The sequence below is a fragment of the Streptomyces sp. NPDC048211 genome (genome assembly GCF_043202315.1).
Lineage (GTDB): Bacteria > Actinomycetota > Actinomycetes > Streptomycetales > Streptomycetaceae > Streptomyces.
This window is the reverse complement of record NZ_JBIDAD010000021.1, coordinates 1-23,463: the sequence shown is the minus strand read 5'-3', so window position 1 is coordinate 23,463 and position 23,463 is coordinate 1. Positions and strand designations below refer to the sequence as shown.

Below are 23,463 nucleotides of genomic sequence, written 5' to 3'. Positions count from 1 at the left end.
CGTGATACGGCGTGTGGAGTCAGGAGGTGCCGGCCGAGGGCGAAATGGCCGTGGCGGTTGCTCTCCTGCGGGCGCGGGCCTGGGCGACCTGGCGGCCGACGCGGGGGGCGAGGACGGAGATCACCAGCAGAACGCCGGTGACGACGATCTGGGACTGGGCGGAGACGTTGATCAGGCTCATGACGTTCTGCAGCGTGCCGAGCAGCAGCACACCGGCGACGGCCCCGCCGAGTGTCCCCTTGCCCCCGTCGAAGTCGATGCCGCCCAGCAACACCGCTGCGATGACGGAGAGTTCGAGGCCCGTGGCGTTGTCGTAGCGGGCGCTTGCGTAGTGCAGGGCCCAGAAGACGCCGGTCAGCGCGGAGATCAGTCCGGTGGTCACGAACATGGAGAGCCTGAGCCGCTTGACTCGGATGCCCGAGAACCGGGCCGCGTCCTCACTGGCGCCTATGGCGAAAAGGGAGCGGCCGGTCGGGGTGGCGTGCAGAACGACGACGGCTGCGGCAAGGAGCACGGTGAAGGGGATGGCGGCGTACGGGACGAAGGTGTCGCCGATCCGTCCGGCGCCGAAGTCGAGGTACTGCGTGGGGAAGTCGGTCACGGAGTCGGAGCCGAGGACGATCTGCGCGACGCCGCGATAGGCGGCCATGGTGCCGATGGTCACGGCGAGGGAGGGCAGTCCGAGCCGGGTGACGAGCAGTCCGTTGATCAGGCCGCAGACGACACCGAGCAGCAGGCACAGCGGGATGATCGCCTCAATCGTCATGCCGGCGTTCCACAGCGCGCCCATCACCGCCCCCGACAGCCCTGCCGTGGAGCCGACGGAGAGGTCGACCTCTCCGGAGACCACGAGCATGGTCATGGGCAGGGCGATCAGGGCGATCGGCAGGGTGTTGCCGATCAGGAACGAGAGGTTCAGCGCGTTGCCGAAGTTGTCGACGAAGGAGAACGAACAGATCAGGAGTGTCAGCAGCAGGGTGCCGACGGCGGTGTCCCAGCGGACCGCTCCCCCGATCCGGGCGAGAGCCGTTGGCTGAAAGGGGGCGGTGGTCTTCGTGGTGTCAGGCATGGCGGGCGCTCCTCATCTGTGCGGCCTTCCTTCGCAGCGCCGCGGCGACCCGCAGGGCGAGGACCCGGTCGGCGGCGATGGCGAGCAGCAGCAGGAAACCGTTGATCGCGGTGACCCAGACGGAACTGACGCCGATGGCCGGGAGCACGCTGTTGATGGAGGTGAGCAGGAGGGCCCCGAGCGCGGCCCCGTAGACGGTTCCGGAACCGCCGGTGAAGGCCACGCCGCCGACTACGACGGCGCTCACCACGGTGAGTTCGTACCCGCTGCCGGTCGCGGCGTCGACGTTGCCGAAGCGGGCCAGGTAGAGGGCTCCGGCAAGTCCCGCGAGGGCGCCGCAGAGCACGTAGGCCGTCATGATCCGGGCCCGGACCGGGATTCCTGCCAGTCGGGCGGCCTCGGGGCTGGATCCGAGTGCGTAGAGGTCGCGTCCACTGTGGTAGTTGCGCAAGTAGTAGGCGACTCCCGCCAGTACGGCCATGGCGAGCAGGGCGAGGTACGGCAGCACCCGGATCCCGTCGTGTCCGAAGTCGACGTAGGAGGCGGGCAGTGCGTCGGCGGTGATCTGGCGGGAGCCGACCCAGATGGAGTCGATGCCGCGGACGATGTAGAGGGTGCCCAGGGTGACGACGAGTGCGGGAACCTTGCCCAGGCTCACCAGAGCCCCGTTGAGGACCCCGAAGAGCGCGCCGAGGCCGACGGCGAGCAGGACGGCGATCAGCGGATTGCCGCCGTCCTGGAGGTACGTGCCCGCTGCGAAGGCGGAGATGCCGAGGACGGAGCCGACCGAAAGGTCCACGTTGCGGGTGATCACCACCACCGCCTGGCCGACCGCTACCAGGACCAGGATGGTCGCGTTCAGCAGCAGGTCCTTGATGCCCTGCTCGGAGAGGAACTCGGTGTTGGACAGCTGGGTCGCACCGAGCATTACGACGAGAACGAGGGCAACGGCCAGTTCGCGGGCCTTGAACACCTTGTCGACGAGTCGTCGCGAGGCCACGGACTGGGGTGCGGGCCTTCTCCGCACCGGGTCGGCAGTCGTCGTCATGCCGTGGTCCTTCCTCGATCGGCACGGCCGGTCGCCGCCGCCATCACTGTCTCCTCGGTCGCTTCGGACCGGGGTATCTCGGCGGTCAGCCGTCCTTCGTGCATGACCAGCACCCGGTCGGCCATCCCGAGAATCTCGGGGAGGTCGGAGGAGATCATCAGCACCGCAACTCCCTCCGCGGCCAGCGCGGACAGCAGTCGGTGGACTTCGGCCTTGGTGCCGACGTCGATCCCGCGGGTCGGCTCGTCCACGATCAGCACCTGGGGGGTGGTGGCCAGCCACTTGGCGAGAACGACCTTCTGCTGGTTGCCGCCGGAGAGGGTGCCGACGACGTCGGCGAGCCGGGCGTACTTGACCTGGAGCTTGACCGCCCAGTCCACCGCACGACTACGTTCGGCGGCTCGGTTCATCAAACCGCCGCGTGTGGTCGTGGCGAAGCCGGTGAGGCCGATGTTGCGCTCGATCGACATGTCCATCACCAGGCCCTGCGCCCGGCGGTCCTCGGGGACGAGGGCGAGGCCGGCGGCCATCGCCACGCTCGGGGCACCGGACCGCAGCTTCCGGCCAAGGACCTCGACTTCGCCGCCGTCGAACCGGTCGACGCCGAACACGGCGCGGGCGACTTCGCTGCGGCCGGCTCCGACCAGGCCCGCAAGGCCGACGATCTCTCCCCGTCGGACTTCGAAGGAGACGTCTGTGAATACCCCCTCACGCGTCAGCCGGCGCACGCCGAGAGCTACTTCGCCGAGTTCAGTGCTCTGCTTCGGGTACAGCTCGTCCAGGTCGCGGCCGACCATGCGGCGCACGAGGTCCTCCTCGCTGAGCCCGTCCAGCAACTCACTGGAGATCCAGGCCCCGTCACGCAAGGTGGTGACCCGCTGGCACAGCGCAAAGATCTCCTCCAGGCGGTGGGAGATGAACAGGACCGCCGCACCCTGGGTGCGGAGCGTCCTGACGACGCCGAACAGGCGGGCTACCTCACTGCCGGTGAGCGCGGCCGTCGGCTCGTCCATGATCAGGACGCGGGCATCGAAGGAGAGAGCCTTGGCGATCTCGACCAGTTGCTGGTCGGCGATCGACAGCCCACGCGCCGGCTGGTCGGGGTCGAGGTCGACACCGAGACGGTCGAAGAGGTCGGCCGCTGCCTGCCGGACCGCACGGTGATCCACTCGGCCGAGAGAACGTCTCGGCCGGCGGCCCACGAAGATGTTCTCCGCAACGGACAGGTCCGGAAAGAGAGTCGGCTCCTGGTAGATCACAGCGACGCCTGCGTCGCGGGCGTCGCCCGGACCGTGGAACTCGACAGGCTCGCCATCCAGCAGGACCGTTCCCGCGTCGGGCCTGTGCACGCCGGCCAGCACCTTGATCAGGGTCGACTTGCCCGCGCCGTTCTCCCCGGCAAGAGCGTGAGCCTCTCCGGCGAAGAGGCGCAGGGCCACACCGCGCAACGCCCGGACGGCACCGAAGGACTTGCTCACCCCCTCCAGCGCGAGTACCGGAGTCGTCTCCGGTTCGGGGTTCGTCATGAAAACTCTCCCGTGCTTGTGCCGAGCAAAGCGTCTGCATGAAATGTTTCAGTGGAGTTTCCGGGAAGCTAGCCCCGCCCCGACGAACACGTCAAGAGGTGCTCCGTACGGAACCCTCGAAATCGCGCACCCTGAGGACGGGTCTCGAAGTGGCGTTGAAATGCGCAGGAAGGGCCGCAGCGACACCTGAAGCGGCCGAGAAGACACGATCCGGCAACGCGCCTTGCGGCGGCCCGGAACTCTTGACGACTCCGACTGGGGGGATTAACTTTCCCTCGTCCAGAATGAATCGATTCATGAACCTTTTCCCGGTGCCCACCGTTCGGGCCGCCCACAACCCAAGATGGAATGCCTGAAACCGCCGCAATGGAGGCCGCTACCGGTCGCACGGCCGTACGACGAGGGCTGGGACCGTCCTCGCGATGGCGATGAGCGGGCTGATGAACCTGTGGGGGCCACTGCTTCTGTCGTGTTCCCCTTGATTGCCCGAGCCCGGTGAACGCACCGCACCGGTGGGGACTGCCCCAGCCTGAGCAAAGGGTGTGCCGGGAAGAGTGGGCCCGCGCGCGGCGCTTCGCAACGCCATGACGCGCTGGATGACGGGCCCGGCAGCACGGCCGTCGCGACCACGAGCCCTTCCCTCACCACGAGGAAAGTCATCGGCCCCGGGGCCGGCCGTGCACTCACATCAAGCGGTCAAACGCACCATGTGCGGTCGGCCGCTCCTCCGGCCACTGCGGAGTATGCATGCGCACGTCATGGTCCACCTCACGTGCTGGGCAGAGAAATGCCAGGTCGGTGCTGCCTTCACCTGCCATCCTGGGCCCATGGGAACCATCGAGCCCGACGACCGGCAGGTGACGGCGATCAGGGACGCAGATTCCGTCTCATGGTCGGTGCGGGCCTCAGCAGGGCGGCGACTGGCAGCATCAGCAGAGCTCACGGGCCTCACGCGCGTCCTTCATCGTCTCCTCCTCGACAACCAGGACACGGGAGTGATCCGGGAAACCGCCGAAGCGCTGCTCGCTCGGGGAGACGTCAGCGGACTTCGCACGGTGCTGGCCGCACTCGCCCGCGCGGCATCGGCCGACGCCCTGGACCAGCTCAGCGCGGCAGTGGACTGCAATCCCCTCTGGACGACGGTGGAAGGCACGGCCCGTCTCGTCGAGCAGCTACAGGGGCTGGTCGCCGATGTCGACGAGGGAGTCCGGAACGAAGCCCTGAAGATACTGGAGCCGATTCTCAAGAGCCGCGATTAGCCTGCCGCTTCACTTTCAAGCTTCACGGACCACAGCTCCGAGCCTTGGCACTGCGGCCCTGATGCTCCTCGCCTCCAGCAGAGCTCAAGGGGCGCGCGGTGTGGTCCGCTCGGTGTGCCCCAAGGACCAGTGCGGAAAGCGGTACTTACGCGTCGGGGTGCTCCGGCAGTGCGAGCCAGTCCGACCAAGAGGTCTCGCGGCCGAGGAAACGCGGCTGCACGAACGGCCAGTCGGCGGCGATCCACTGCGGCACCAGCTCGTCGAGGGCCTGCTCGACCTCACTGTCCACCAGCTCGTCCACCACCCACCAGGAGATCTCGGCATCCGCACCGGCCCTCTCCGGTGGGTCGATGTAGACGCAGCCGAGCAGAGCTGTCTCCGCGGCGTCGAGCAGCGCGTAGTTGAAGGACTGGTGTGCGGCGATCTCCTTCTCGTGCCGCAACAGGTCGGCCCGGTCGGCCTCGTAGGTCATGGTGGCCGCGGGCCAGCCCCAGGCCGGGCCGAAGATGGTCCACAGCCGCTCGCGCGAACCCATCACCGCCGGATAGTCGAGAGGGGTGTCCGCTTCCCGAATCGGCCGCAGGTGCTGACCACGACCCGGCAGCGGTAGCAGGACGGGGTGGACGAAGTCATCGGGAAGCCAGCTCATAGCGCTCGACGGTAGCAGCGCGCGGCCGTCCGCTCCCCCGGATTTTCCCCGTGTACCGCCCGCTTGACGTGGTCGCCGTCAGAGAGCTCGACTGCGGCCCGCGCTGCCATGTCGTTACTGGTCCAGATCTTCAGTGGGCCACCGTTGCTCGTGCCGAGGGCACGGAGACCGTGCGCCATTCGATCTGTTTGTCGTTTGCCTGTGGTGGGGTGAGGACGACGACGCGTGGGGCGAAGACGCCGGTGGATGTCGTCCGGGTTCAGGGCACCGGGTCCTATGGTTTCCTCGACCTCGGCGATGGTGAGGTGGCCGGAGGTCACCCTGGGCCGGCCGTGTACGTCCTTGCCGGCTTCTACGGCGACCGCGTCGTCGCCGTCCATGAGCACCCGCTTCATCCGCTGCCGGCCGTCATCGCGCTGTCCTGCCATCAGGCCGCCCCGTCATGGTGTCCTCACAGGCGATCGGGGGAGGCCGGGTGACCGTCCTCCCCCGATCGCGAGAGGGCACATCCCACCGTCTCCGAGTCGGTGCGGCGCCACACGGGTCAGACGGTCGTCCACTTCTGGTTGGAGCCACCGTTGCAGTCCCACAGCACCAGCTGTGTGCCATCGGCAGTGGAGGACGCGGGGTCATCGAGGCACCGCCCGGATGCCGGGTTCCGGTAGCCGCCGTTGTAGGTCTGCCAGATCTGGTTGGTCCCGCCGTTGCAGTCCCAGAGCTCCACCTCGGTGCCGTTGGCGGTGCCGAGGCCTGTGGCGTCCAGGCACTTGCCCAGGGCCCGGAGTGTTCCGCCCGACCCCGCGGTCCACCACTGCGCGTCGGTGTTGTTGCAGGACCACAGCTGGACCACGGTGCCGTTCGCGGAACCGCCGCCGTTGACGTCCATGCACTTGTCGGCGACGGCGGATCTCACCTGACCGCCGGTGCGGACGGGTTCGCCGATCCAGCCGGCGGCGTCGGCGGCCTGGATGCCGCTGTTGAAGGCGTCGGCCATCTTCCGGTAGCCGGCGTCATTGGGGTGCAGCCCGTCGGCCAGGTCACCGGTGGTCAGAGCGCCCATGTCGACGTAGCGGACATGCTTGCCCGCTGCCTGCTTCGCCTGGACCATCCCCGGGATGCGCTGGTTGTACCCGCCCCTGTTCGCTTCGATCGTGGGGTTCGTGGAGACGATCAGCGACGCGACGAGCACCGTCGCGTCCGGGGCGTCGGCCACCACCTGGTCGATCAGGGAAATGAGCCGGTCCGGCGCGGTGGGCACCTGGTAGTTCTGCCCCAGGTCGTTGGTGCCGATCATCAGGGTCACGACGTTGGGCCGGTAGCGGGACAGCGACGCATCCGCGAGGGAGGCGATCTGGTCGATCCGCCAGCCGGAGTGGCCTTCGTTGTCGGGGTCCCCCATGGAGCCGGCCCGGGACGTGCCGACGAAGTCCAGTGCGTAGCCCTTGGCGCTCAACCGGTCCCAGAGCGGGCCTCGATAGCCGTTTCCGGTACTGCTGCCGAGGCCGTCGGTGATCGAGTCACCCAGTGGCATGACGCGTAAGGCGGAGGCCGCCGCGACAGACCGCTCGTCCGGTGCAGCGGACCGCGCGGCCGCGGGCAGCGTGCCGCCCCAGAGCATCCCGGCGGCGGTCGCCAGCATCAGGCCGAGAGTCGCGAAGGATCTCTTCTTCATCACCAGTCCTTGTCAGGTGGAGTGCGGATGGCTCAGGGGGGATGACTCAGGGAGTGATCAGCTCTCAGCCTGTGGCGGCGTTGAGGAGGTCGAGGGCGCTCTGCTGGCAGCCGTAGTCGGTGGTGGCGTTGCCGCCGCTCCAGTGCGGGCCGTACTGGTCGAGAGGGTTGCGGTCGTGGGCGTAGGCGCTGTCGGCCCAGCGGGTGAGGGCCGGGGCGTAGGGGTGGTCGGAGAGGCGCCGGTTGAGGGCGCCGAGGCCGCGCACGTAGGCGCCCTTGAAGCTGGGGCCGTCTCCCGTGCAACTGTCGCCCTCGCCGGGTTCGCGCAGGACGCCGTCGGTCTGGAGCCTGACGGTCGACGCGTCGGCGAGGTCGCGTGCGGTGGTGAGGAGACCGGTGTCACCGGTGGCTTTGCTGAACTCGGTCAGCGCGCCCAGGATGACGCCTTGGTTGTAGGTCCAGGTGGGCTGGCCGTTGTTGGCGCAGGCGTCGGTGAGACCGTCGTTGATCATGCGGTCGCCGTTGATCATGCCGCTGCCCTTGAACCAGTTCCACTCGCTCTTCGCCCGGTCCAGATACGTGGCGTCCCCGGGAATGCGGTTGTGCAGGGCGGAGTTGAGCTGCAGAAACAGCTCGTTGGTGATGGCGTTCTTGTAGTTGCCGTTCGTGCTCCAGCGCACCCCGCCACCACAGGTGCTGTTCCAGTTCGCCTGCATGTGATCCGCGTCCGCGCGTGCGGTGTCCAGATAGCGTCTGTCACCGGTCACGTCGTACGCGTCGATCCAGGCCAGTCCCCACCACCCGGTGTCATCCAGGTACTCGTTGCGGAACTGACCGCCCTGCGCGTTGATGTTCTTGTCGTACGTCTCGGCAATGGCATAGGTGTAACTGCCCATGCCACTGATCCGGCTGTTGTCGATGACCGCGGTCAGAGCATTGGCAGCCGTCCACCAGCCGTTACCGCCGAACAGCTTGCTGCCCCGGTCGTACGACATCATCAGCGCCGTGGCCGCCGCCGTACTCCAACTGCCCGCGTTCCAGGTGGTCCGCGCCCACGGGGTACACGCGATCGCGCCACCGGCCGGCTGCCCGCACGCCCGCAGCGCCCCGACGCCCTTCGTGTTCCAGTCGTCCACGTTGTACATCTGGGTTCGCCACCCGGTCCCTCCGGAGGGCACCGCGGTGTCGCCGAGACGGCTTCCGGACGCCCAGGTCCGGCCGCCGTCCATGGACCGGTCCAGCCATACCCAGTCACCGGACCCGCCCTTGTCGATGGAGGCCCAGCCCATCGCGTCGGCGTCGTCGAAATGCAACGCGACCGACCTCCCGGAGACCGAGGCCGTCACCGGGACGCGGTCCTGGGGGCTCGAAGCAGGGTCCCGCGCATCGCAGTACGCGTTGCACACGGTCGCCTCAGCTGCGGCGGCGGCAGGCGACGTTCCGCCGGCAGCAAACGAGGACAGCGTTGCCATGAGCACGAACAGCGCTGCCGAAGTGGATCTCTGTGACTTCATGTAGGGACTCCCGAAACCTCTCGGTCACGGCCGGAGACCGCTCTGACGAAGGAAAGAGCGCTCTCCGGCGTGTACGTCGGATGGCCCGCGCCCATGTCGGGCATACGGACGACTCGCGGTGGTCATGGCATCGGTGCCCCGGACGGCACACCCTCGTTGCACGGGTCTGCCCTCGCTCGGGGCGGAGTGCGCCCTGCTTTCAGGAGGGCAGGCTCCATTTCTGGTTGTTCCCGCCGTGGCAGTCCCAGATCTGCAGCTGGGTTCCGTCGGAGGTGCTCGCGTCGGGTACGTCGAGACAGCGGCCGGACTGGGGGTTGACCAGTGCACCCGTCGAGGCCGTGCGGGACCACTTCTGATTGCCGCCGCCGTTGCAGTCCCACAGCTCGATCAGCGTGCCATTGGCCGCTCCGCCGCTGCCGGTGACCTCCACGCACTTTCCCAGGAGTTGCAGGGAACCGTCGGCGGCCACCGTGACCCGCTGAGCGGCGGAGTTGTTGCAGGTCCAGATCTGGATCTTGTTGCCGTTTGCCGTCGACCCGGAGTCGTCGTCCAGACACTTGCCGCCGTTCGCCGACGTCACGGGACCGGAACGCCCGACCGGTGGCCCCGGAGGTCTGGCACCACCGTCGCCGTTGTACGAGGGCGGTGCGGAGGAGGCGGCGGTGGCCCATCCGGTGTTGGCACTGGTGCCCAGCACGAGATCGAGTGTCCCGCCGCCGGTGGCGAAGCCGGCCGGCAGGTAGGCATTGTTCCAGTTCGCGCCGTTGAGGGCGGCGCTCTGCACGTAGGGGGCGTTCCCGGCTGCCTGCGGAGCGTTGACGACCATGTGCCGGCCGTTGCCCAGCGTCACATCCACGTGGGTGAACAGCGGGCTGCCCAGGGCGAGGTCGGACGTGCCGGGGGTCTCCGGGTAGAAGCCCATGGCGGACCAGACGTACCAGGCGCTCATCGTGCCGAGGTCATCGTTCCCGACGCCCCAGTTCGCCGGGTCGTTCGGCCACAGCTGGTCCTGGACCTGACGGACGATCCTCTGCGTCTTCCAGGGCTGGCCCACGTAGTCGTACTCCCACGGCAACTCGATGGACGGTTCGTTGCCCAGGTCGGCGTGCGAGCCACCGGAGCCGTGGAAGTCGGACAGCACGCTGTCCAGGTAACTCGCGTATCCGCTGTTTCCGCCCATGGCATCGGCCAGCCCGCGGATGTTGTGCGGCACCGCCCCGGTGTACTGCCAGGACGTGCCCTCCACGAACTGATCACTGCTGGTCGGGTTGAATCCCGGTTTCCAGGAGCCGTCGAGCTGCCGGGGCTGCATGAAGCCGCTGGAGGCGTTGAAGGTGTTCTTCCAGTCCTGCGCGCGGTTGGCGAACTGCGACCGGTTGGTGGTGTCCCCCAGCGCCCCGGCGAACGCGGAGGTCGCGAAGTCCTGTGCGCTGTAGTCCAGGAGCGTGGCCACCGAGCCGTAGAAGTCGTGTGGGTAGGAACCGTCGGACGGCAGATAGCCGTACTTGGTCTGCAGGTCCAGGCCCATCCGGATCGGGTTGGTCGTGGTGCCTTCCTTGACCATGTCCGCCTTGGCCGCCGCCGTGTCGAAGTTCCGCGCGCCGAAGGCGTAGTAGTCGGCGATGATCGCCGGGCCGGGGTCGCCGTTCATGACCTGGGTCTCGGCGGAGTTCAGCGACCATTTCGGGAAGAATCCGGCCTGTGCGTAGTCATTCACGAGGGACTGGGCGCTGTCGCCGGCCTGCTCGGGTGCGACCAGAGCTTCCAGCTGCGCCTGCGTGCGGTAGATGTCCCAGCCCGAGTAGGTGCCGTACTGGGCCTTCTGCCCTCCGGACACCGTGTGGACCTTCTTGTCGAAGCCCCAGTACTTCCCGTCGCTGTCGCTGAGCAGGTTCGGGTGCAGCAGCGAGTGGTATAGCGAGGTGTAGAAGACTTGCTGCTGGTCGGACGAGCCACCGGTGACAGCGATCTTGCCGAGTACGTTGTTCCACGTGTCGTGCGCGGCGGTCCGGGTTGCGCCGAAGTTCCAGTTCGGGTTCTCCGACCGACGGTTGGCTGCGGCTCCCGCGATCGAGACATACGAAAGGCCGACCTTGGCCTGCACCGTGCGGTTGCCGGTCGTGTCGAACGTGACCGAATCACCCCCGTCGAACGTGCCGCTACCGGTGAACGGCCGGTCGAAGACCATGTCGAAGTACGCGGTGTAGGACGGCGCCGACGCACAGAAGAGGCCCGCATCCACGGAGCCGCTCACCTCGGTGCTGCTCACCTTGTTGAAGTGCAGATTGGTGGCCTTGTCAGCGTTCAGTTTGAACAGGAGATTGGCCTGCGTGGTCGACGGGAATGTGAAGCGCGCCATGCCGGAGCGTGCGGTCGTGGTCAGCTCGGTGCTGACCCCGTTGTTGAGGTTGACCGAGTACGCGCCGGCACTTGCCGTTTCGTTGCCGTGCGAGAAGCCGACGGTCGCGTTTCCGTCGATGCCGCCAGTGGTGGGCAGGACGGGGATGTCGCCCATCGCGCCGCAGCCGGGCCCGGAGATGTGGTTGAGACTGAACCCGGTGACAACGTTGTCAGAATATGCGTAATTGCCGCCGGGCGGACGGGAGGTCGTGTCGGGGCTCCACGAGACCATGCCGAACGGGGTATCGGCTCCGGGGAAGGTGTTGCCCCCGTTGGAAGTGCCCAGCAGCGGATTGACCAGGGCGGCGGGGTCGGTCACCGCAGCCGGCGTGGCGGCGTGCGCGGCAGTGGTCGGGGCGGCGAGTCCCAGGAAGAGCAGACAGGTCGCGAGAAGAGTGCGCCATCGTTTCATCGTTGCGACTCCAGGTACGGACAGCATGGCTGTCACCGGACCGGTGGGGGTGAATCCCCGAAAGCAAAGGGCACGGCTACAACACTTGTCAACGCAAACGACCGAAATCAGGAACAGACTCCAACAGACGTCGGAGCAAAGGGTGTTGCCCCTTCGACATCCGACGACACTGGGCGCCGGGCGACGAAACGATCCCCTGCGGGGCACCCCTCCAGCCTTTGACCACTGGCCAGCAGGGCTCACAACGCCGGGGGCGGAGCGGAATCCGGCACCACCAGCGATCAGGGGCGACCGACCGGTCCCAGGTCAGGGGCGCCGCCCCGGAATGGCCGCACGTGATGGGCGACGGCCGATTGATCCGACCATGCGTCCGAACCGTTGACGCGGTCATGCCGCCTGGCTAGCTTCGGAGAGCGCTCCCCCCTCTTTCTCCCTGCACCCTTTGAATCCCTGCAGGACTCTCCCGGCCCTCAGAAGGCTGCGCCAAGACACATCCCCCACACAGATGGACAACGTTGTCAGGTGACACGCACGGCAGCCCGGAGCGGCACGCACGGCAGCCCGGATTCGCAGGAACTGCGCCCGTAGACATTTCGATCGCGCCTGTGCGCGTCCGCCTGCCCGCCGAAGGCGCTGCCCCAGAGCTGAACATGACACCGCATTGAACCGAAGTCCGCCCGGAAGAAGGATGCCAGTGATGAGACGACTCAAAGGACTTGCCCCTTTATGGGTGCTGACGCTCCTCGCTGCCGTCCTGGTGGTGAGTGCCGTTCCCGCTCAGGCCGCGACCACGTCGATCAGTGTGGACGGGGCCCAGAGCGGCCGGACCTTCGACGGCATCGGCGCCATCAGTGGCGGTGGCGGCAACTCCCGTCTGCTGACGGATTATCCGGCCGCGCAGCGATCCCAGATCCTGGACTACATGTTCAAGCCGGGTTACGGCGCCAATCTCCAGCTGCTGAAACTGGAGATCGGCGGCGATGCGAACTCCACCGATGGATCCGAGCCGTCGATCGAGCACTCCCGCGGCACCATCAACTGCAATGCCGGTTACGAGTTCTGGCTCGCCGAGCAGGCCAAGGCCCGTAACCCCGACATCGGCCTGTACGGGCTCGCCTGGGCCGCACCCGGCTGGATCAACGGCGGCTTCTGGTCCACCGACACCATCAACTACCTGATCTCCTGGCTGGACTGCGCCAAGCAGCACGATCTGAACATCAAGTACCTCGGCGGCTGGAACGAGCGCGGCCACGACGTCAACTGGTTCATCCAGCTGCGCTCGGCGCTGAACAGCGCCGGGTATTCCGGCGTCCGGCTCGTCGCGGACGACAGTGGCTGGGGCGTGGCCGACGACATGGCGAACAACCAGGCGTTCAACGACGCCGTTTCGATCATCGGCGCGCACTACTCCTGCAACGGGGGTGACGGGGGCGACGCCAGGACCTGCTCCAGCAGCAGCGCGGCGAAGAACAACGGCAAGCCACTGTGGGACAGCGAGAACGGCTCGCAGGACATGAACACGGGCGCCCCGGCGCTGATCCGCGCGATCACCCGCGGCTACACCGACGCAAGGATGACCAGCTACTTCAACTGGCCGCTGATGGCCGCGATCTACCCGAACCTCCCCTACAACACGGTAGGTCTCGCCACCGCGAACTCACCTTGGTCGGGCAACTACCAGATCGGCGCGAGCACCTGGGCCACCGCCCAGGTCACCCAGTTCACCGAACCCGGCTGGAAGTTCATCGACTCGGCCTCGGGCTACCTGGGCGGCGACGAGAACAACGGCACCTACGTCACCGTCAAGTCGAACACCGGCCCCGACTACTCCACGATCCTGGAAACCACGACGTCCAACGGGTCCCAGACAGCCAACTTCACCGTCCGGGGCGGCCTGTCGACCGGCACCGTGCATGTCTGGGCGACCAAGGTCAACAACCCCAGCAACGCGACGTCCTTCATCCACACCCAGGACATCACACCGAACAACGGCTCCTACTCGCTGACGATGCAGCCCGGCTACGTCTACACGGTCAGCACCCTCGGCGGACAGGGAAAGGGCACCGCGACGGCCCCGGCAGCGCACCCGCTCGCGCTCCCGTACAGCGACGACTTCGACAGCTACGCCGACAACGTCCAGGCCACGTACATGTCCGACATGCAGGGCTCGTTCGAGGTCCAGCCCTGCGCCGCCGGCCGCGCGGGCAAGTGCGTACAGCAGATGGCTCCGGTCAAGCCGATCGAATGGCAGGACGACTCCGACTCGTACACCTTGATCGGCGATCCGAGCTGGTCCAACTACACCGTCAGCTCCGACGTGATGCTACGCAGCGCCGGCACGACCGAGCTCCTGGGCCGCGCCAACACCCAACAGCGTCCGCAGTCGCACATGAACGCGTACTACCTCCGCATCCGTGACACCGGCCAGTGGTGGATCGAGAAGATGCAGACGGACGGCTCGAACCACACCCTGGCCACCGGCACCACCACCGCCCTGGGAACGGGCAAGTGGCACAACCTGTCGCTCACCTTCCAGGGCTCCCGGATCACCGCCGGGCTTGACGGAAACCAGTTCGGCTCGGTCAGCGACGGCTCCTTCCAGACCGGCCAGGCGGGCCTGGGTATCCAGGGCTACCGCACCGACCAGTTCGACAACCTGTCCCTCACCCCCGGTCAGGGCAATCCCCCCACCGGCGGCGCGGGACGGATCAGCTCGGTCCTCGACGGCAACAAGTGCCTGGACGACTTCACCGGGTCGACCACCGCAGGTGCCGTCGTGGATATCTGGGACTGCAACGGATCCCCCGCCCAGCAGTGGACCGTGGGCAACGGCTCCGTCAAGACCGGCGGACTCTGCCTCGACGTGGTCGGCAACGGCACCGCCAACGGCTCCCTGGTGAACCTGTGGACCTGCAACGGCGCCGCGAACCAGGAGTGGAACGTGAGCAACGGGGCCCTCGTCAACCCTCAGTCCGGCCGGTGCCTGGACATCCCCGCGCTCAACACGACCAACGGCACCCAGCTCGCCCTATGGGACTGCAACAACGGACCGAATCAGAGGTGGAATTTCCCTTCCTGACCGAGCGGTGAGCCCGTTCGGGCGGGAGCGGAGGTCCGTTCCCGCCCGAACCACCACGGCGGGCCGTTCGCCTCGCACGTCCGTTCCGCCCTGCGGTCCGAGTGGCCGCCGGCTCGACCGCGCGTGCGGCCGAAGCCGGCCGGTAAACGGTCAAGATCGCCGGCCGGAGGGCGACAGATTGCAGCAGTCGCCTTGACGGCCGGCCCATCGTCGCAGCCGGTCTGGTATCCATTCGGTTGAACCGGTGCGATCCCAGAATCCCTCTCAGCTGTTCTCGGCGCCCGGCTCGGGCTCACGCGCCATGCGCACGTTGGGCAGCTTGCCTTGCCAGAGCTCACGCTCGCCGGTGGTCCTGAATCCGTACCGCTCGTAGAAGCGGATCGCCTTCTCGTTGTAATCGGTCACCCACAGACGCATGCGAGCATCCTGCGCCCACGCCATGAACTCGCGCATCAGCCGGCCACCGGTGCCCTGGCCCTGGGCTTCGTTCAGCAGATACATCGGCCCGAGGTTGACCACCGCGTCCCGGCGCCCGCACAGAAACCCGACGATCTCCGACCCGGAGCGAACCACACGGCAGAACAAGCGATCCGGCTGTCGCACCGCCTCCTCCATGAACGCTCGCCACTGAGCAACACCCTCCGCGGTCACAGCGAACCCGCGGTGCTCGCGGATCCACGCCTCATCGATCCCCGCTTCCTCGTTGGGGTAGGTCTGAAGCCAGGCCCTCATCTGCACCCGGCCCATGGCTTCAGCATCGCCGGGTCGGGGTATGTCGATCCGATGGGCCATAGGGTCATCCTTCACGTTGCGGACGATGGGGCGCGCGCAATTCTCCATCCAGGCCGCACCGGCCGTGCGATTCCCGATCGGACGCAACCCCACTCGGCCTAAGCCGACTGGCGCCCGTGGCTGATCGCGTCGACTGTTGCGGCACCGTCGGCACACCGCGCACCGAGAAGGCCCCCTATGCCCATGAACGACCCCTCTTCGGTGAGACGCGTGCGCTCCCGCCTGGAACTGCAGGCGATCCAGCAGTTGCTGGAGGCCCAGCGACGAAGAGTCAGGACGTACTCCGAACTCCAGCGGACGAACCTTCCCCCCGGCCGCACGCCCCCAGGGCTACCGCCGGTGACGCCCTCCCTCCTGCCCTCGGGCCAGGAAGTGCTCGACGCCCTCCCGATGGCGGCCTTATGGGTGGCCCCCGTGTTCGATATCGATGGCGAACTCCAGGACGTGCTCTACCTGACCCGCAACGCCGCCGCCCGAGCCTTCGCGGACTCCCGGCTCCCCGAGGGCTCCCTCCCCCGGTGGACCGGTCCCGTGTCACTGTTCGAACGCTTTCCCTCCCTGGCCCGTACGGCGATCCCCCGCATGCTGACTCTCGCGTTCCGGCAGGGCACGCTCCAGGGCCCCGAAACCGTGGAATGGCTCCTGCACACCCCGTCGGGGCCGATGCGCATCACTGACGAGGCCTGCGTCGCGCCCTGTGGTGCCCATTTCCTGCTCACCTTGAAACGGGGCGACCGGCTCCGTATGGCTGCCGCCGCCCAGCGCCTGGTGCGCACGTGCTGGGCGGAGTGGAATCTCGGAGGCCATGGGGTCGAGCCCTCCCGCGGCTTCCATCAGGTGCTCGGCCTGACGGAAGGCGTTCCGGTGCCCGATCTGTTCGGCCTGGCCACTGCCGCCACGTCGGACAGCCTGCCCGGTCTGTACCAGATGTTGTATGACGTAATCCTGCGCAAACGCACCGCCGAGTGCGAACTGCGTCTTCAAGGCAGCGGCAACCGTGTGTTCCGCATGGTCGCCGAGCCCGTACGCGTCGCTCCCGGCAGCCTCGTACGGGCTTTGCGAGCCGTCCTCATCGACGTCACGGCGGACCGGCAGCGGCGCAAGGCTGCACAGCGCTCCGCACGCGAAGCGCATCGCGAGCACGAGCGCGCCGAAGCCGTCGCGGAGATCGCCGACGTCCTGCGCGAAGCGGTGCTGCCCCACTTCCAGGACGAGCTGGACGCCTACGGCCTGGAGGCGGCGGCCGTCTACCGTCCCGACGCACGCGAGGCCGGAGTCGGCGGGGACTGGTACAAGGCCCGCAAGCTGCCCGACGGCCGCATCCTGATCGCGCTGGGCGACGCCCGCGGCCACGGTCTGGAAGCGGCCACCCTGATGGCCAAACTGAGGTACGCGCTCGCAGGGCTCGCCTACACCGAGGAACCCGTCGAGTTGTTGACACAGTGGCTCAACGAGGTTGCCTGCGCCGACGGCGACGAGTCGACCGCCACCGCGATCATCGCCCGTTACCACCCCGAACGCGCCCTGCTCCGCTGGACCTGCGCCGGGCATCCGCGGCCCGTCCTGTTACGCGACGGCCGCGCCGCCCCGCTGCCGACGCCCGCCGGTGGCCCCGGCCTCTCACTGGGTGTCCTGCCCGCCACGGAGTACAGCGCCACCGAAACCCCGCTGGAGGTCGGTGACATCGTCCTGATGTACTCGGACGGCCTCACCGAGCGCCGCCCGGCAGACCCGGACCGGGACACGCGACGCTTCCTCGAAGCGGCGGAACGCTGCTTCGAGGAAGCCGCGCCCGGTCTCGGCCACGCCGGGCTCCAGGCCTATATCGAACGGCTCGTGACCCGCCTGGACGGTCCCCACCGCACCGACGACGCGACCCTCCTGGCGCTGCGCCGGATCGGTGTCCGAGGGCTGTCCGTCATTGCCCCACCTTGCCCGTGAGCGGGTAGTTCTGTACTCCGGAGGGCAGAACAGCCCTCGCCCCGTTCACGACGCTCGCCGGCCCAACGCCTGACGGGCTGTTTCGCTCCGGCCTCTGATGGCATGCAGGCCAGTGACCCGGCCGCCACGCGGGATGTGCGCGGCGGGCCAGGGCTGGCCGTGCTCAGGCAGTCCTGCCGGCCCCGCTCTTCCGCGTACGAGCGGTGAACACGAGGGTGCGGCGGTCAGGGGTGGGGAACCGTGGTCGCGGTGACGACCAGGCCTTGGCGGATGATCCAACGCCCCTCGAAGCAACCGATCCGTCGTCCCCCGACCAGCGGTCCGGGAACGAGCAGTTCCGCACGGAAGCGGCCCTGCGGCGACGTTCCCGGGGCAGGGTGGAAGTGGATGTCCGCTTCCTCGAAGTCCAGCCACTTCCCGGTCAGAGGGAACCATGCCTTGTAGACGGACTCCTTCGCGCTGAACAGCAGCCGGTCCCAGTGCACGGCCGGCCGGCCGGCGGCGAGCGCAGCCAGGCGCTTCCGCTCGGCGGGGAGGGACACGGAATCCAGGGTGCCGTCCGGGAGCGGGCCGTGCGGTTCGGCGTCGATTCCGAGGGAGGCCAAGTCGGTGGCGCGAGTGAGGGCGGCAGCACGGTATCCGTCGCAGTGCGTCATGCTGCCGATCAGCCCCTCCGGCCAGCGGGGGGCGCCGCGCTCACCCGGCAGGACGGGCTGCGGTGGGACACCGAGCTTCTCCATGGCCTGGCGGGCGCAGGCGCGTACCGCGGTGAACTCGCGGCGGCGCTTTTCCACCGCCTTTGCCACCACCGTCTCTTCCTCGGGGTGGAGCGGCGCATGGTCGGCTGCGTCGCCCGCTCTGCTCTCCACTGCCACCACTGCGTCCGGGAGTACTTCCTCGATCATTGACTGTGCTCCCCTGTGGGCAGGATGCGGCGTAGTCTGCCGGGCTTCCCCGGACGGGTGCGCCACTCACGGGGGTATCCCACCGACACCTCTTCGAAGCGGACGCCTTCGTGCCAGGTGGTCCGGGGGATGTGCAGGTGCCCGTAGACCATGGCGGCCACCCGGAATCTGCGATGCCAGTCGGCAGTCGACCCCGTGCCGCACCACATGGCGAACTCGGGGTACCACAGGACGTCCGTGGGGTGGCGGTCCAAGGGGTAGTGATTGACGAGGACGGTGGGCAGGTCTTCGTCGAGCGCCGCCAGTCGGCGCTCGGTGGCGGCCACCCGGTCCCGGCACCAGGCCTCACGGCTCGGGTAGGGGTCGGGGTGCAGCAGGTATTCGTCGTTGCAGACCACGCCGGTCTTGTGTGCGTAGGCGAGGCCCTCGGCTTTGGTGGTGCAGCCGGCGGGCAGGAAGCTGTAGTCGTACAACAGGAACAACGGTGCGACTGCTACGGGGCCCGTGGGGCCGTCCCAGACCGGGTAGGGGTCCTCGGGCGTGGTCACGCCCAGCTCGCGGCACATCTCGACCAGGTACTCGTAGCGGGCGACGCCGCGGAGGGTGACGGTGTCCTTCGGGTGTGTCCACAGTTCGTGGTTGCCGGGAGCCCAAACGACCTTACGGAAGCGGCTTGCCAGGGTTGTGAGGGCCCATCGGATGTCGGCCACCGTCTCGGCGACGTCGCCGGCCACGAGCAGCCAGTCGTCGTCGGACTCGGGGACCATCTCCTCCACCAGGGCGCGGTTCTCGGGATAGCTGATATGCAGGTCGCTGATGGCCAGCAGTTGCCCGACCCTGTGGGTCATCGGTGGTCCCCTTCGCTCCCGCACTTGTGATCGCGTCCACGACAACACACCCCACGACCTGCTGACAAGCATTCACCTGTCGTGGGCGGTGGCATGATGATGCCGCCGAGATGCCCGGACGGGACCGCGCGTGAGGCCGGCCGCTCCTCCGGTGGCGTCGCCGGACGGCGCCGAACGGCTGCGCACCACACCGGACGTGACGGCGGCGTCGGTGAGGCACCACAGCGTCGTGCCTCTTCATGACACGCCGCGCCACGGCCAACGGCACCTCGCGTGCTCGCCCTGAAGACGACCGGCGACAGCCCGCGGGGGAATTCCACGCGTGGCATTCATTCGGCGGGTTCCGCGGTGGTGCGGTACTGGCCTGCCGCCCAGGAGGCGAGGATACGCAGTCCGTCGTAGGCAGGAGAGCCGACTTCGGCGGTCCAGACGACCAACTGCTGGTCGGGGTCGGTGCTGGCCGTGAGGGTGTCCCAGCCCAGGGAGAGTTCGCAGGCGATGGGGTGGTTCAGGACCTTCGTGCCCACGCTGAGCGTCGCCGCATGGTGCGCCGCCCACCACTGGCGGAAGTCCTCGTCCTGCACACTCAGTTCACCGACCAAGAAGGTCAGACGGAGGCCGTCCGGGTACTTCGCCGCCTCCATGCGCAATTGCGCGACCGCGGTCCGGCCAACGCCTTTCCAGTCAGCGTGAAGGTGCGCATCACCGGGTCGATGAAAAGAATCCGAACATAATTGCGATGCTTTTCCGGGACCGCCGCGAAGTCGGTGACGAGGGCCTCTGCGAGAGGGTTCCAGGCGATGACGTCCATCCGGCGGCCCATCACGACGGCGGGCGTGGCGGTGAGGTCGTCCAGCACCCTGCCCAGCTGGGGCTGAACCTTCTGTCGGGCCCTGCGGCGCGGCTTGGCCGCCTCTTTCCCGGCCAGCCCGAACAGGTAGCGCCGCTGGTCGTCGTCCAGATGCCGAGCCTGGGCCACCGCCTCCAGCACCGGACCCGAGGGAGGCAGCCTGCCCTGCTCCAGGCGGGTGTAGTAGTCCGTGGAGATCCGAGTAAGAGGGCTCGTCTGCGGCGATGCGGCCGATCGGCAGCACGGTGCCGTCGAGGATCACGTACGCCTTCCTCCGCGCGGTCGTCATGGCCTGCTCCGGCGTGGGCGCCCGAGCCGCCAGAAGATCGACGGCCTCACGTATATACCAGTAGACCGTCGCGATCCCGACGCGGAAACCTGCCGCGAGGCGGGCACAGGTGTCGCCACAGCGCAGATGGGCCGGAACAAGCAGGGCCTGCCGGCCACAGGTCAGCCGACGCCACCGGGAACCGATCCGACAGCGGTGACCTACGAGGAGTCCGGAGAGGTGCCGCAGGGTGCGGCTGGACAGATCGATGCCGGATGGGTAGACAAGCACACGAAAACTCCTGGCGGACTGGTGATCTTGGTCGTGAACCCGTATACCAGGAGCTTTCTTCATGCCTGCTGCCGGGGTGCCAGTCCAACCACCCGTCAGGTTGGAAATGGCTCACTGCACGCCCGCGGTGCGCAGTTCGTTGGCCAGCATCGGGCCCGTCGGCCCCGCACCCACAATGGTCACGTCACACGCTCTCCCTTCGAAGACACGGCACGAGCCATGCCGAATCGGCAGAAGCGTGCCCGCCCGTCGTAGCGGCCCCGACCTGACCAACGCCATCATTCTCAGTGATCTTTGGACCGATCCCCATAGTCGATGTGCCCAAAATCATCGATAGGATCTCCGACGTCCGCCGGGGCCCAATCGTCGCCGAAATATGATCCTCCGCCGGTATCGCCCCTCGTCAGGGCGCTGTCCCGTTGTGTTCGTGAGCGCAAAACCTCGCGCACTTCAGGGTGCCGCTCGCTCATCTCTCCCGCCCGAGGGGGAAGGACGATGTGCAGGGTGTCTGACGTATTCTCCCAAAACCGCAAGGTCACGCCCTCCGGTAGGGGCAGCTTTGTTCGGAACTCCCTGAGAACGCTTTCGGTGTCATGGACGAGCCGTGAGCGGAGGTCGTCATGGACCATCGTCAAAGCAGCTAGCTTGAGCAGACCTTTGCCATCCTCGAACCGGGGATCCTGGAAGGTCAAACTCGTGTACCAGTGACGCAATCCACGCACATCGTCACCATTGATCGCGTGACCCACCGGCGGATTTTGGTTCGGGGTCGAGCCGCTCGAGTCCGCAAGGCCATGATCGCCCATTATTTATCGCCTTCCTGGTTTCTTTCGACGCATTGGAGCAGACCTTCGCTGATGAGCCTGCTCACGATATCGATCTTGTCTTCGGTGGAAAGTTCGCCGGTTAGCTCACGGACTGTGAACCGTTCATGTTCAGCGACAAACTTGAATGTTGACTCCAGAAACAGGGGTCCAGAGACAAAGTTGGTGGCGAACTCGATCAAAACCTCGTCCGAATCGGCACGGACGCGGCAGAGGAGGTCCGAGGAGCGAACCACGACTGATTCTTCGGTCAGGCTTGAAATCAAATCCAGTGACCGGAAATGCCCTGAGCCCGCAGCCATAGGCTTCCGGAGCAGCTTTGCGGCCAGACGAACCTTGGCGCGCTCAGTCGGAAAATCTTTTTTCAGGGATGCCGCTAGGCGATTTACGAGTTCCGGTACTTGCGCCATCAGGGAACTGTCAAGGAAACCCGGCGGCAGCGCTTTCCTGAAATGAATGTCCTCCTCCGCCAGCACGCCGAGGGCCTCGACCATAAAGTCCAGCCAGCGGTAAGCATGGATTCCAATCGTCAAATGCAGGGAGGAGGAATTCGATGTCAGCGCCTCATGCGGAAATCCGCGCGGCAGATATAGGGTATCGCCAGGATTCAAAGTAAACTTGCGGAAATCGGTAAGTTCAAGCGGGCCGTGACCTGCAGAAACAAGCGGAAGATCCGTGGATGGACTTCCAACGTGCCACTCCTTGGACCCGTGCAATTGCAGAATAAACACGTCATGCGTGTCCACGTGAGGAGAGAAGCCTTGGCCATCGAGGGGGGTAAGGTAGAGATTCGCACCGATCGGATGATGGAGTGTACGCTCCAAGGAGCGACTGAGGCCTGCGATCGCAGCGGACCTACGATGAACACCGTTGACAACGATTGTGTATCCGTCGCTATATGCACGATAGGCACCCTGGATATCTGGGATACCGTTGGCGTTCAGTGGAATGTCTAGCTTGGACAGGGTTCCGTTTCGGTCGCTCCTGATGGCACTTACGTCTTGCGTCGAACGCACCATTCCTGTCGATGTCGTGGTGATGAGTTCTTCGATATCATCCAAGCCCGGCAGGCTTGCATAATATTCAACATCATTCCTGTTGATCAGAAGAGGTTCTTTTTCCCAGTGAGCGCATAGGAATTCAGCGGCCGTGACCGGATTCAAGAGATAGTCAAGGCTAAGACTTTGTGAAACCAGTCCGATATGCGTCGTCATGTGTATTGAGTACCAGGTCGATTTCGGGATGTCCATGGGGGCACGCCCCGGGTGACAGGAATGAACCCAGCTGGCCCCTTATCCCCTGCCGGGATCCGATACGTACGCTTCGACTCGCCCCTTGAGCTGGCGGCAACTTCGAGACCCATTAGGGTCGCTTCCGGGCCGCCAGTCGTGGTTCATTTGAAATCGACGCCCGCCTCCCGTAGGCCTTTGGTGATGCCTTCGGAATGGCCGCCGAACGATGTCACGTCAAGGCCTACGTGGAGGGCAGGGGCTGCTGGGCCTTGGCGGCGTCACGTGCCCGCGAGGACGGCCGCTGGCTGGCTTCTCGGTCTCCCAAGTCCGTTTCGCGGGACGCGGATCCTGGCCATGACCGCCTCGAAGGCAGGTGCGTCACCGGCCTGACCGGCAGTGACGTGCAGGTCTAACGGTCGTGAGTGGCTGTTGCCGGCCAGATGAACTTTCGTGTTGGCCTTGGACGAAGAGATTGCCGATATCGGCGCGCGCGTCGAGGCCATGGAAGATCCATCCGAGCTCTCGGCACGCGCACAAGACCTCCTGCGCCGACTTCGAGAGCACCGGGACGCGGAGATTCTTCTCAGCATGCCCGGCATAGGCCCTTTACTGGGAGCGGAGTTCATCGCCGGCACCGGCGGGGACATGTACGCCTTCGGCACTGCGGGACGCCCCGCCGGAGTCGCCGGCCTCGCACTGGTCTCACGGGACTCCGGTCGCATCAGCGGCAACATGCACCGACCACACTGCTACCACCGCCGACTCCTGCGAGTCCTCTACCTCTCTGCTTAGACGATGTCTTGATTGGTGATCGCTCGTTGCTCTGGGCATGGACATAGTTGTGCGCCTGGTGCCGGACTCGTTGTGGGAGATCTTCCAGGACGT

At 66.8% G+C, this 23,463-nt stretch carries 17 protein-coding genes and 4 pseudogenes; 4 read left to right on the top strand and 17 right to left on the bottom strand.

The window, feature by feature from the left end; translation table 11 throughout:
• Positions 1 to 19 precede the first annotated feature (19 nt).
• Genes ACGFZA_RS39090 through ACGFZA_RS39080 form a run of 3 tightly spaced genes read right to left on the bottom strand, consistent with a single transcriptional unit; the run spans position 20 to position 3,643 of the window.
• Positions 20 to 1,069: an ABC transporter permease gene (locus tag ACGFZA_RS39090; RefSeq protein WP_385273458.1), complete on the bottom strand. Its 1,050-nt coding sequence runs from the start codon at positions 1,067 to 1,069 to the stop codon at positions 20 to 22.
• Positions 1,062 to 2,117, bottom strand: a complete 1,056-nt coding sequence (locus ACGFZA_RS39085; RefSeq protein ID WP_393685524.1) for an ABC transporter permease — start codon at positions 2,115 to 2,117, stop codon at positions 1,062 to 1,064. Before ACGFZA_RS39085 ends, ACGFZA_RS39090 begins: the two co-directional genes overlap by 8 nt.
• Complete coding sequence (locus tag ACGFZA_RS39080; protein ID WP_393685522.1) at positions 2,114 to 3,643, bottom strand: sugar ABC transporter ATP-binding protein; 1,530 nt, start codon at positions 3,641 to 3,643, stop codon at positions 2,114 to 2,116. Before ACGFZA_RS39080 ends, ACGFZA_RS39085 begins: the two co-directional genes overlap by 4 nt.
• Positions 3,644 to 4,470: 827 nt before the next feature.
• On the opposite strand from ACGFZA_RS39080, the gene ACGFZA_RS39075 reads away from it, so the two are divergent.
• Entirely contained in the window at positions 4,471 to 4,902 is a 432-nt protein-coding gene (locus ACGFZA_RS39075) for a hypothetical protein (RefSeq protein ID WP_393685520.1), read from the top strand.
• A 145-nt stretch (positions 4,903 to 5,047) separates the two neighbouring features.
• On the opposite strand, the gene ACGFZA_RS39070 is transcribed toward ACGFZA_RS39075, so the two are convergent.
• From ACGFZA_RS39070 to ACGFZA_RS39050, 5 genes are all read right to left on the bottom strand, one after another.
• Positions 5,048 to 5,551 (bottom strand): N-acetyltransferase, encoded by a 504-nt coding sequence (locus tag ACGFZA_RS39070; RefSeq protein ID WP_393685518.1) that lies wholly within the window; start codon positions 5,549 to 5,551, stop codon positions 5,048 to 5,050.
• Positions 5,548 to 5,979, bottom strand: a complete 432-nt coding sequence (locus ACGFZA_RS39065; protein ID WP_393685516.1) for a hypothetical protein — start codon at positions 5,977 to 5,979, stop codon at positions 5,548 to 5,550. Before ACGFZA_RS39065 ends, ACGFZA_RS39070 begins: the two co-directional genes overlap by 4 nt.
• Before the next feature lie 116 nt (positions 5,980 to 6,095).
• Positions 6,096 to 7,223, bottom strand: coding sequence for a ricin-type beta-trefoil lectin domain protein (locus ACGFZA_RS39060; protein ID WP_393685514.1), 1,128 nt, complete (start codon positions 7,221 to 7,223; stop codon positions 6,096 to 6,098).
• Positions 7,224 to 7,287: 64 nt separating this feature from the next.
• Positions 7,288 to 8,694: a glycoside hydrolase family 76 protein gene (locus ACGFZA_RS39055; protein WP_393685592.1), complete on the bottom strand. Its 1,407-nt coding sequence runs from the start codon at positions 8,692 to 8,694 to the stop codon at positions 7,288 to 7,290.
• Positions 8,695 to 8,935: 241 nt separating this feature from the next.
• Entirely contained in the window at positions 8,936 to 11,548 is a 2,613-nt protein-coding gene (locus tag ACGFZA_RS39050; protein ID WP_393685512.1) for a lectin, read from the bottom strand.
• A 730-nt stretch (positions 11,549 to 12,278) separates the two neighbouring features.
• On the opposite strand from ACGFZA_RS39050, the gene ACGFZA_RS39045 reads away from it, so the two are divergent.
• Complete coding sequence (locus tag ACGFZA_RS39045) at positions 12,279 to 14,627, top strand: ricin-type beta-trefoil lectin domain protein (protein ID WP_393685510.1); 2,349 nt, start codon at positions 12,279 to 12,281, stop codon at positions 14,625 to 14,627.
• Between the two features lie 264 nt (positions 14,628 to 14,891).
• Here the strand turns inward: ACGFZA_RS39045 and ACGFZA_RS39040 are convergent, their stop codons facing one another.
• Positions 14,892 to 15,419: a GNAT family N-acetyltransferase gene (locus ACGFZA_RS39040; protein ID WP_393685508.1), complete on the bottom strand. Its 528-nt coding sequence runs from the start codon at positions 15,417 to 15,419 to the stop codon at positions 14,892 to 14,894.
• Between the two features lie 183 nt (positions 15,420 to 15,602).
• On the opposite strand from ACGFZA_RS39040, the gene ACGFZA_RS39035 reads away from it, so the two are divergent.
• Positions 15,603 to 17,360, top strand: coding sequence for a PP2C family protein-serine/threonine phosphatase (locus ACGFZA_RS39035; protein WP_393685506.1), 1,758 nt, complete (start codon positions 15,603 to 15,605; stop codon positions 17,358 to 17,360).
• Positions 17,361 to 17,584: 224 nt separating this feature from the next.
• Here the strand turns inward: ACGFZA_RS39035 and ACGFZA_RS39030 are convergent, their stop codons facing one another.
• From ACGFZA_RS39030 to ACGFZA_RS38995, 8 genes and pseudogenes are all read right to left on the bottom strand, one after another.
• The gene (locus tag ACGFZA_RS39030; protein WP_393685504.1) at positions 17,585 to 18,265 is read right to left on the bottom strand and encodes a 4'-phosphopantetheinyl transferase; all 681 of its coding nucleotides are present in this window, start codon (positions 18,263 to 18,265) and stop codon (positions 17,585 to 17,587) included.
• Complete coding sequence (locus ACGFZA_RS39025) at positions 18,262 to 19,113, bottom strand: metallophosphoesterase family protein (protein WP_385273493.1); 852 nt, start codon at positions 19,111 to 19,113, stop codon at positions 18,262 to 18,264. The genes ACGFZA_RS39030 and ACGFZA_RS39025 overlap by 4 nt, the downstream gene beginning before the upstream one ends.
• A gap of 329 nt (positions 19,114 to 19,442) precedes the next feature.
• A pseudogene (locus tag ACGFZA_RS39020) lies at positions 19,443 to 20,122 on the bottom strand (transcriptional regulator).
• A 31-nt stretch (positions 20,123 to 20,153) separates the two neighbouring features.
• Positions 20,154 to 20,522: pseudogene (locus ACGFZA_RS39015) on the bottom strand (transposase family protein); the annotation flags it as partial.
• Between the two features lie 111 nt (positions 20,523 to 20,633).
• A complete protein-coding gene (locus ACGFZA_RS39010) occupies positions 20,634 to 20,801 on the bottom strand; it encodes an FAD-dependent monooxygenase (RefSeq protein WP_393685590.1) in 168 nt (55 codons plus the stop codon).
• Between the two features lie 5 nt (positions 20,802 to 20,806).
• A complete protein-coding gene (locus tag ACGFZA_RS39005; protein ID WP_385273494.1) occupies positions 20,807 to 21,271 on the bottom strand; it encodes a hypothetical protein in 465 nt (154 codons plus the stop codon).
• 56 nt (positions 21,272 to 21,327) lie between these two features.
• Positions 21,328 to 22,560 (bottom strand): cupin domain-containing protein, encoded by a 1,233-nt coding sequence (locus ACGFZA_RS39000; protein WP_393685501.1) that lies wholly within the window; start codon positions 22,558 to 22,560, stop codon positions 21,328 to 21,330.
• Between the two features lie 305 nt (positions 22,561 to 22,865).
• Positions 22,866 to 23,033, bottom strand: a pseudogene (locus tag ACGFZA_RS38995) (IS5/IS1182 family transposase); the annotation flags it as partial.
• Positions 23,034 to 23,094: 61 nt separating this feature from the next.
• Between ACGFZA_RS38995 and ACGFZA_RS38990 the strand changes: the two are divergent.
• A pseudogene (locus ACGFZA_RS38990) lies at positions 23,095 to 23,367 on the top strand (transposase); the annotation flags it as partial.
• Positions 23,368 to 23,463 lie beyond the last annotated feature (96 nt).

Bases quoted from the DNA above. Each gene is read 5' to 3' on its own strand.
- ACGFZA_RS39090 (WP_385273458.1), bottom strand. From the start codon at position 1,069: ATGCCTGACACCACGAAGACCACCGCCCCCTTTCAGCCAACGGCTCTC.
- ACGFZA_RS39085 (WP_393685524.1), bottom strand. From the start codon at position 2,117: ATGACGACGACTGCCGACCCGGTGCGGAGAAGGCCCGCACCCCAGTCC.
- ACGFZA_RS39080 (WP_393685522.1), bottom strand. From the start codon at position 3,643: ATGACGAACCCCGAACCGGAGACGACTCCGGTACTCGCGCTGGAGGGG.
- ACGFZA_RS39075 (WP_393685520.1), top strand. From the start codon at position 4,471: ATGGGAACCATCGAGCCCGACGACCGGCAGGTGACGGCGATCAGGGAC.
- ACGFZA_RS39070 (WP_393685518.1), bottom strand. From the start codon at position 5,551: ATGAGCTGGCTTCCCGATGACTTCGTCCACCCCGTCCTGCTACCGCTG.
- ACGFZA_RS39065 (WP_393685516.1), bottom strand. From the start codon at position 5,979: ATGGCAGGACAGCGCGATGACGGCCGGCAGCGGATGAAGCGGGTGCTC.
- ACGFZA_RS39060 (WP_393685514.1), bottom strand. From the start codon at position 7,223: ATGAAGAAGAGATCCTTCGCGACTCTCGGCCTGATGCTGGCGACCGCC.
- ACGFZA_RS39055 (WP_393685592.1), bottom strand. From the start codon at position 8,694: ATGGCAACGCTGTCCTCGTTTGCTGCCGGCGGAACGTCGCCTGCCGCC.
- ACGFZA_RS39050 (WP_393685512.1), bottom strand. From the start codon at position 11,548: ATGAAACGATGGCGCACTCTTCTCGCGACCTGTCTGCTCTTCCTGGGA.
- ACGFZA_RS39040 (WP_393685508.1), bottom strand. From the start codon at position 15,419: ATGGCCCATCGGATCGACATACCCCGACCCGGCGATGCTGAAGCCATG.
- ACGFZA_RS39035 (WP_393685506.1), top strand. From the start codon at position 15,603: ATGAACGACCCCTCTTCGGTGAGACGCGTGCGCTCCCGCCTGGAACTG.
- ACGFZA_RS39030 (WP_393685504.1), bottom strand. From the start codon at position 18,265: ATGATCGAGGAAGTACTCCCGGACGCAGTGGTGGCAGTGGAGAGCAGA.
- ACGFZA_RS39025 (WP_385273493.1), bottom strand. From the start codon at position 19,113: ATGACCCACAGGGTCGGGCAACTGCTGGCCATCAGCGACCTGCATATC.
- ACGFZA_RS39010 (WP_393685590.1), bottom strand. From the start codon at position 20,801: ATGGCGTTGGTCAGGTCGGGGCCGCTACGACGGGCGGGCACGCTTCTG.
- ACGFZA_RS39000 (WP_393685501.1), bottom strand. From the start codon at position 22,560: ATGACGACGCATATCGGACTGGTTTCACAAAGTCTTAGCCTTGACTAT.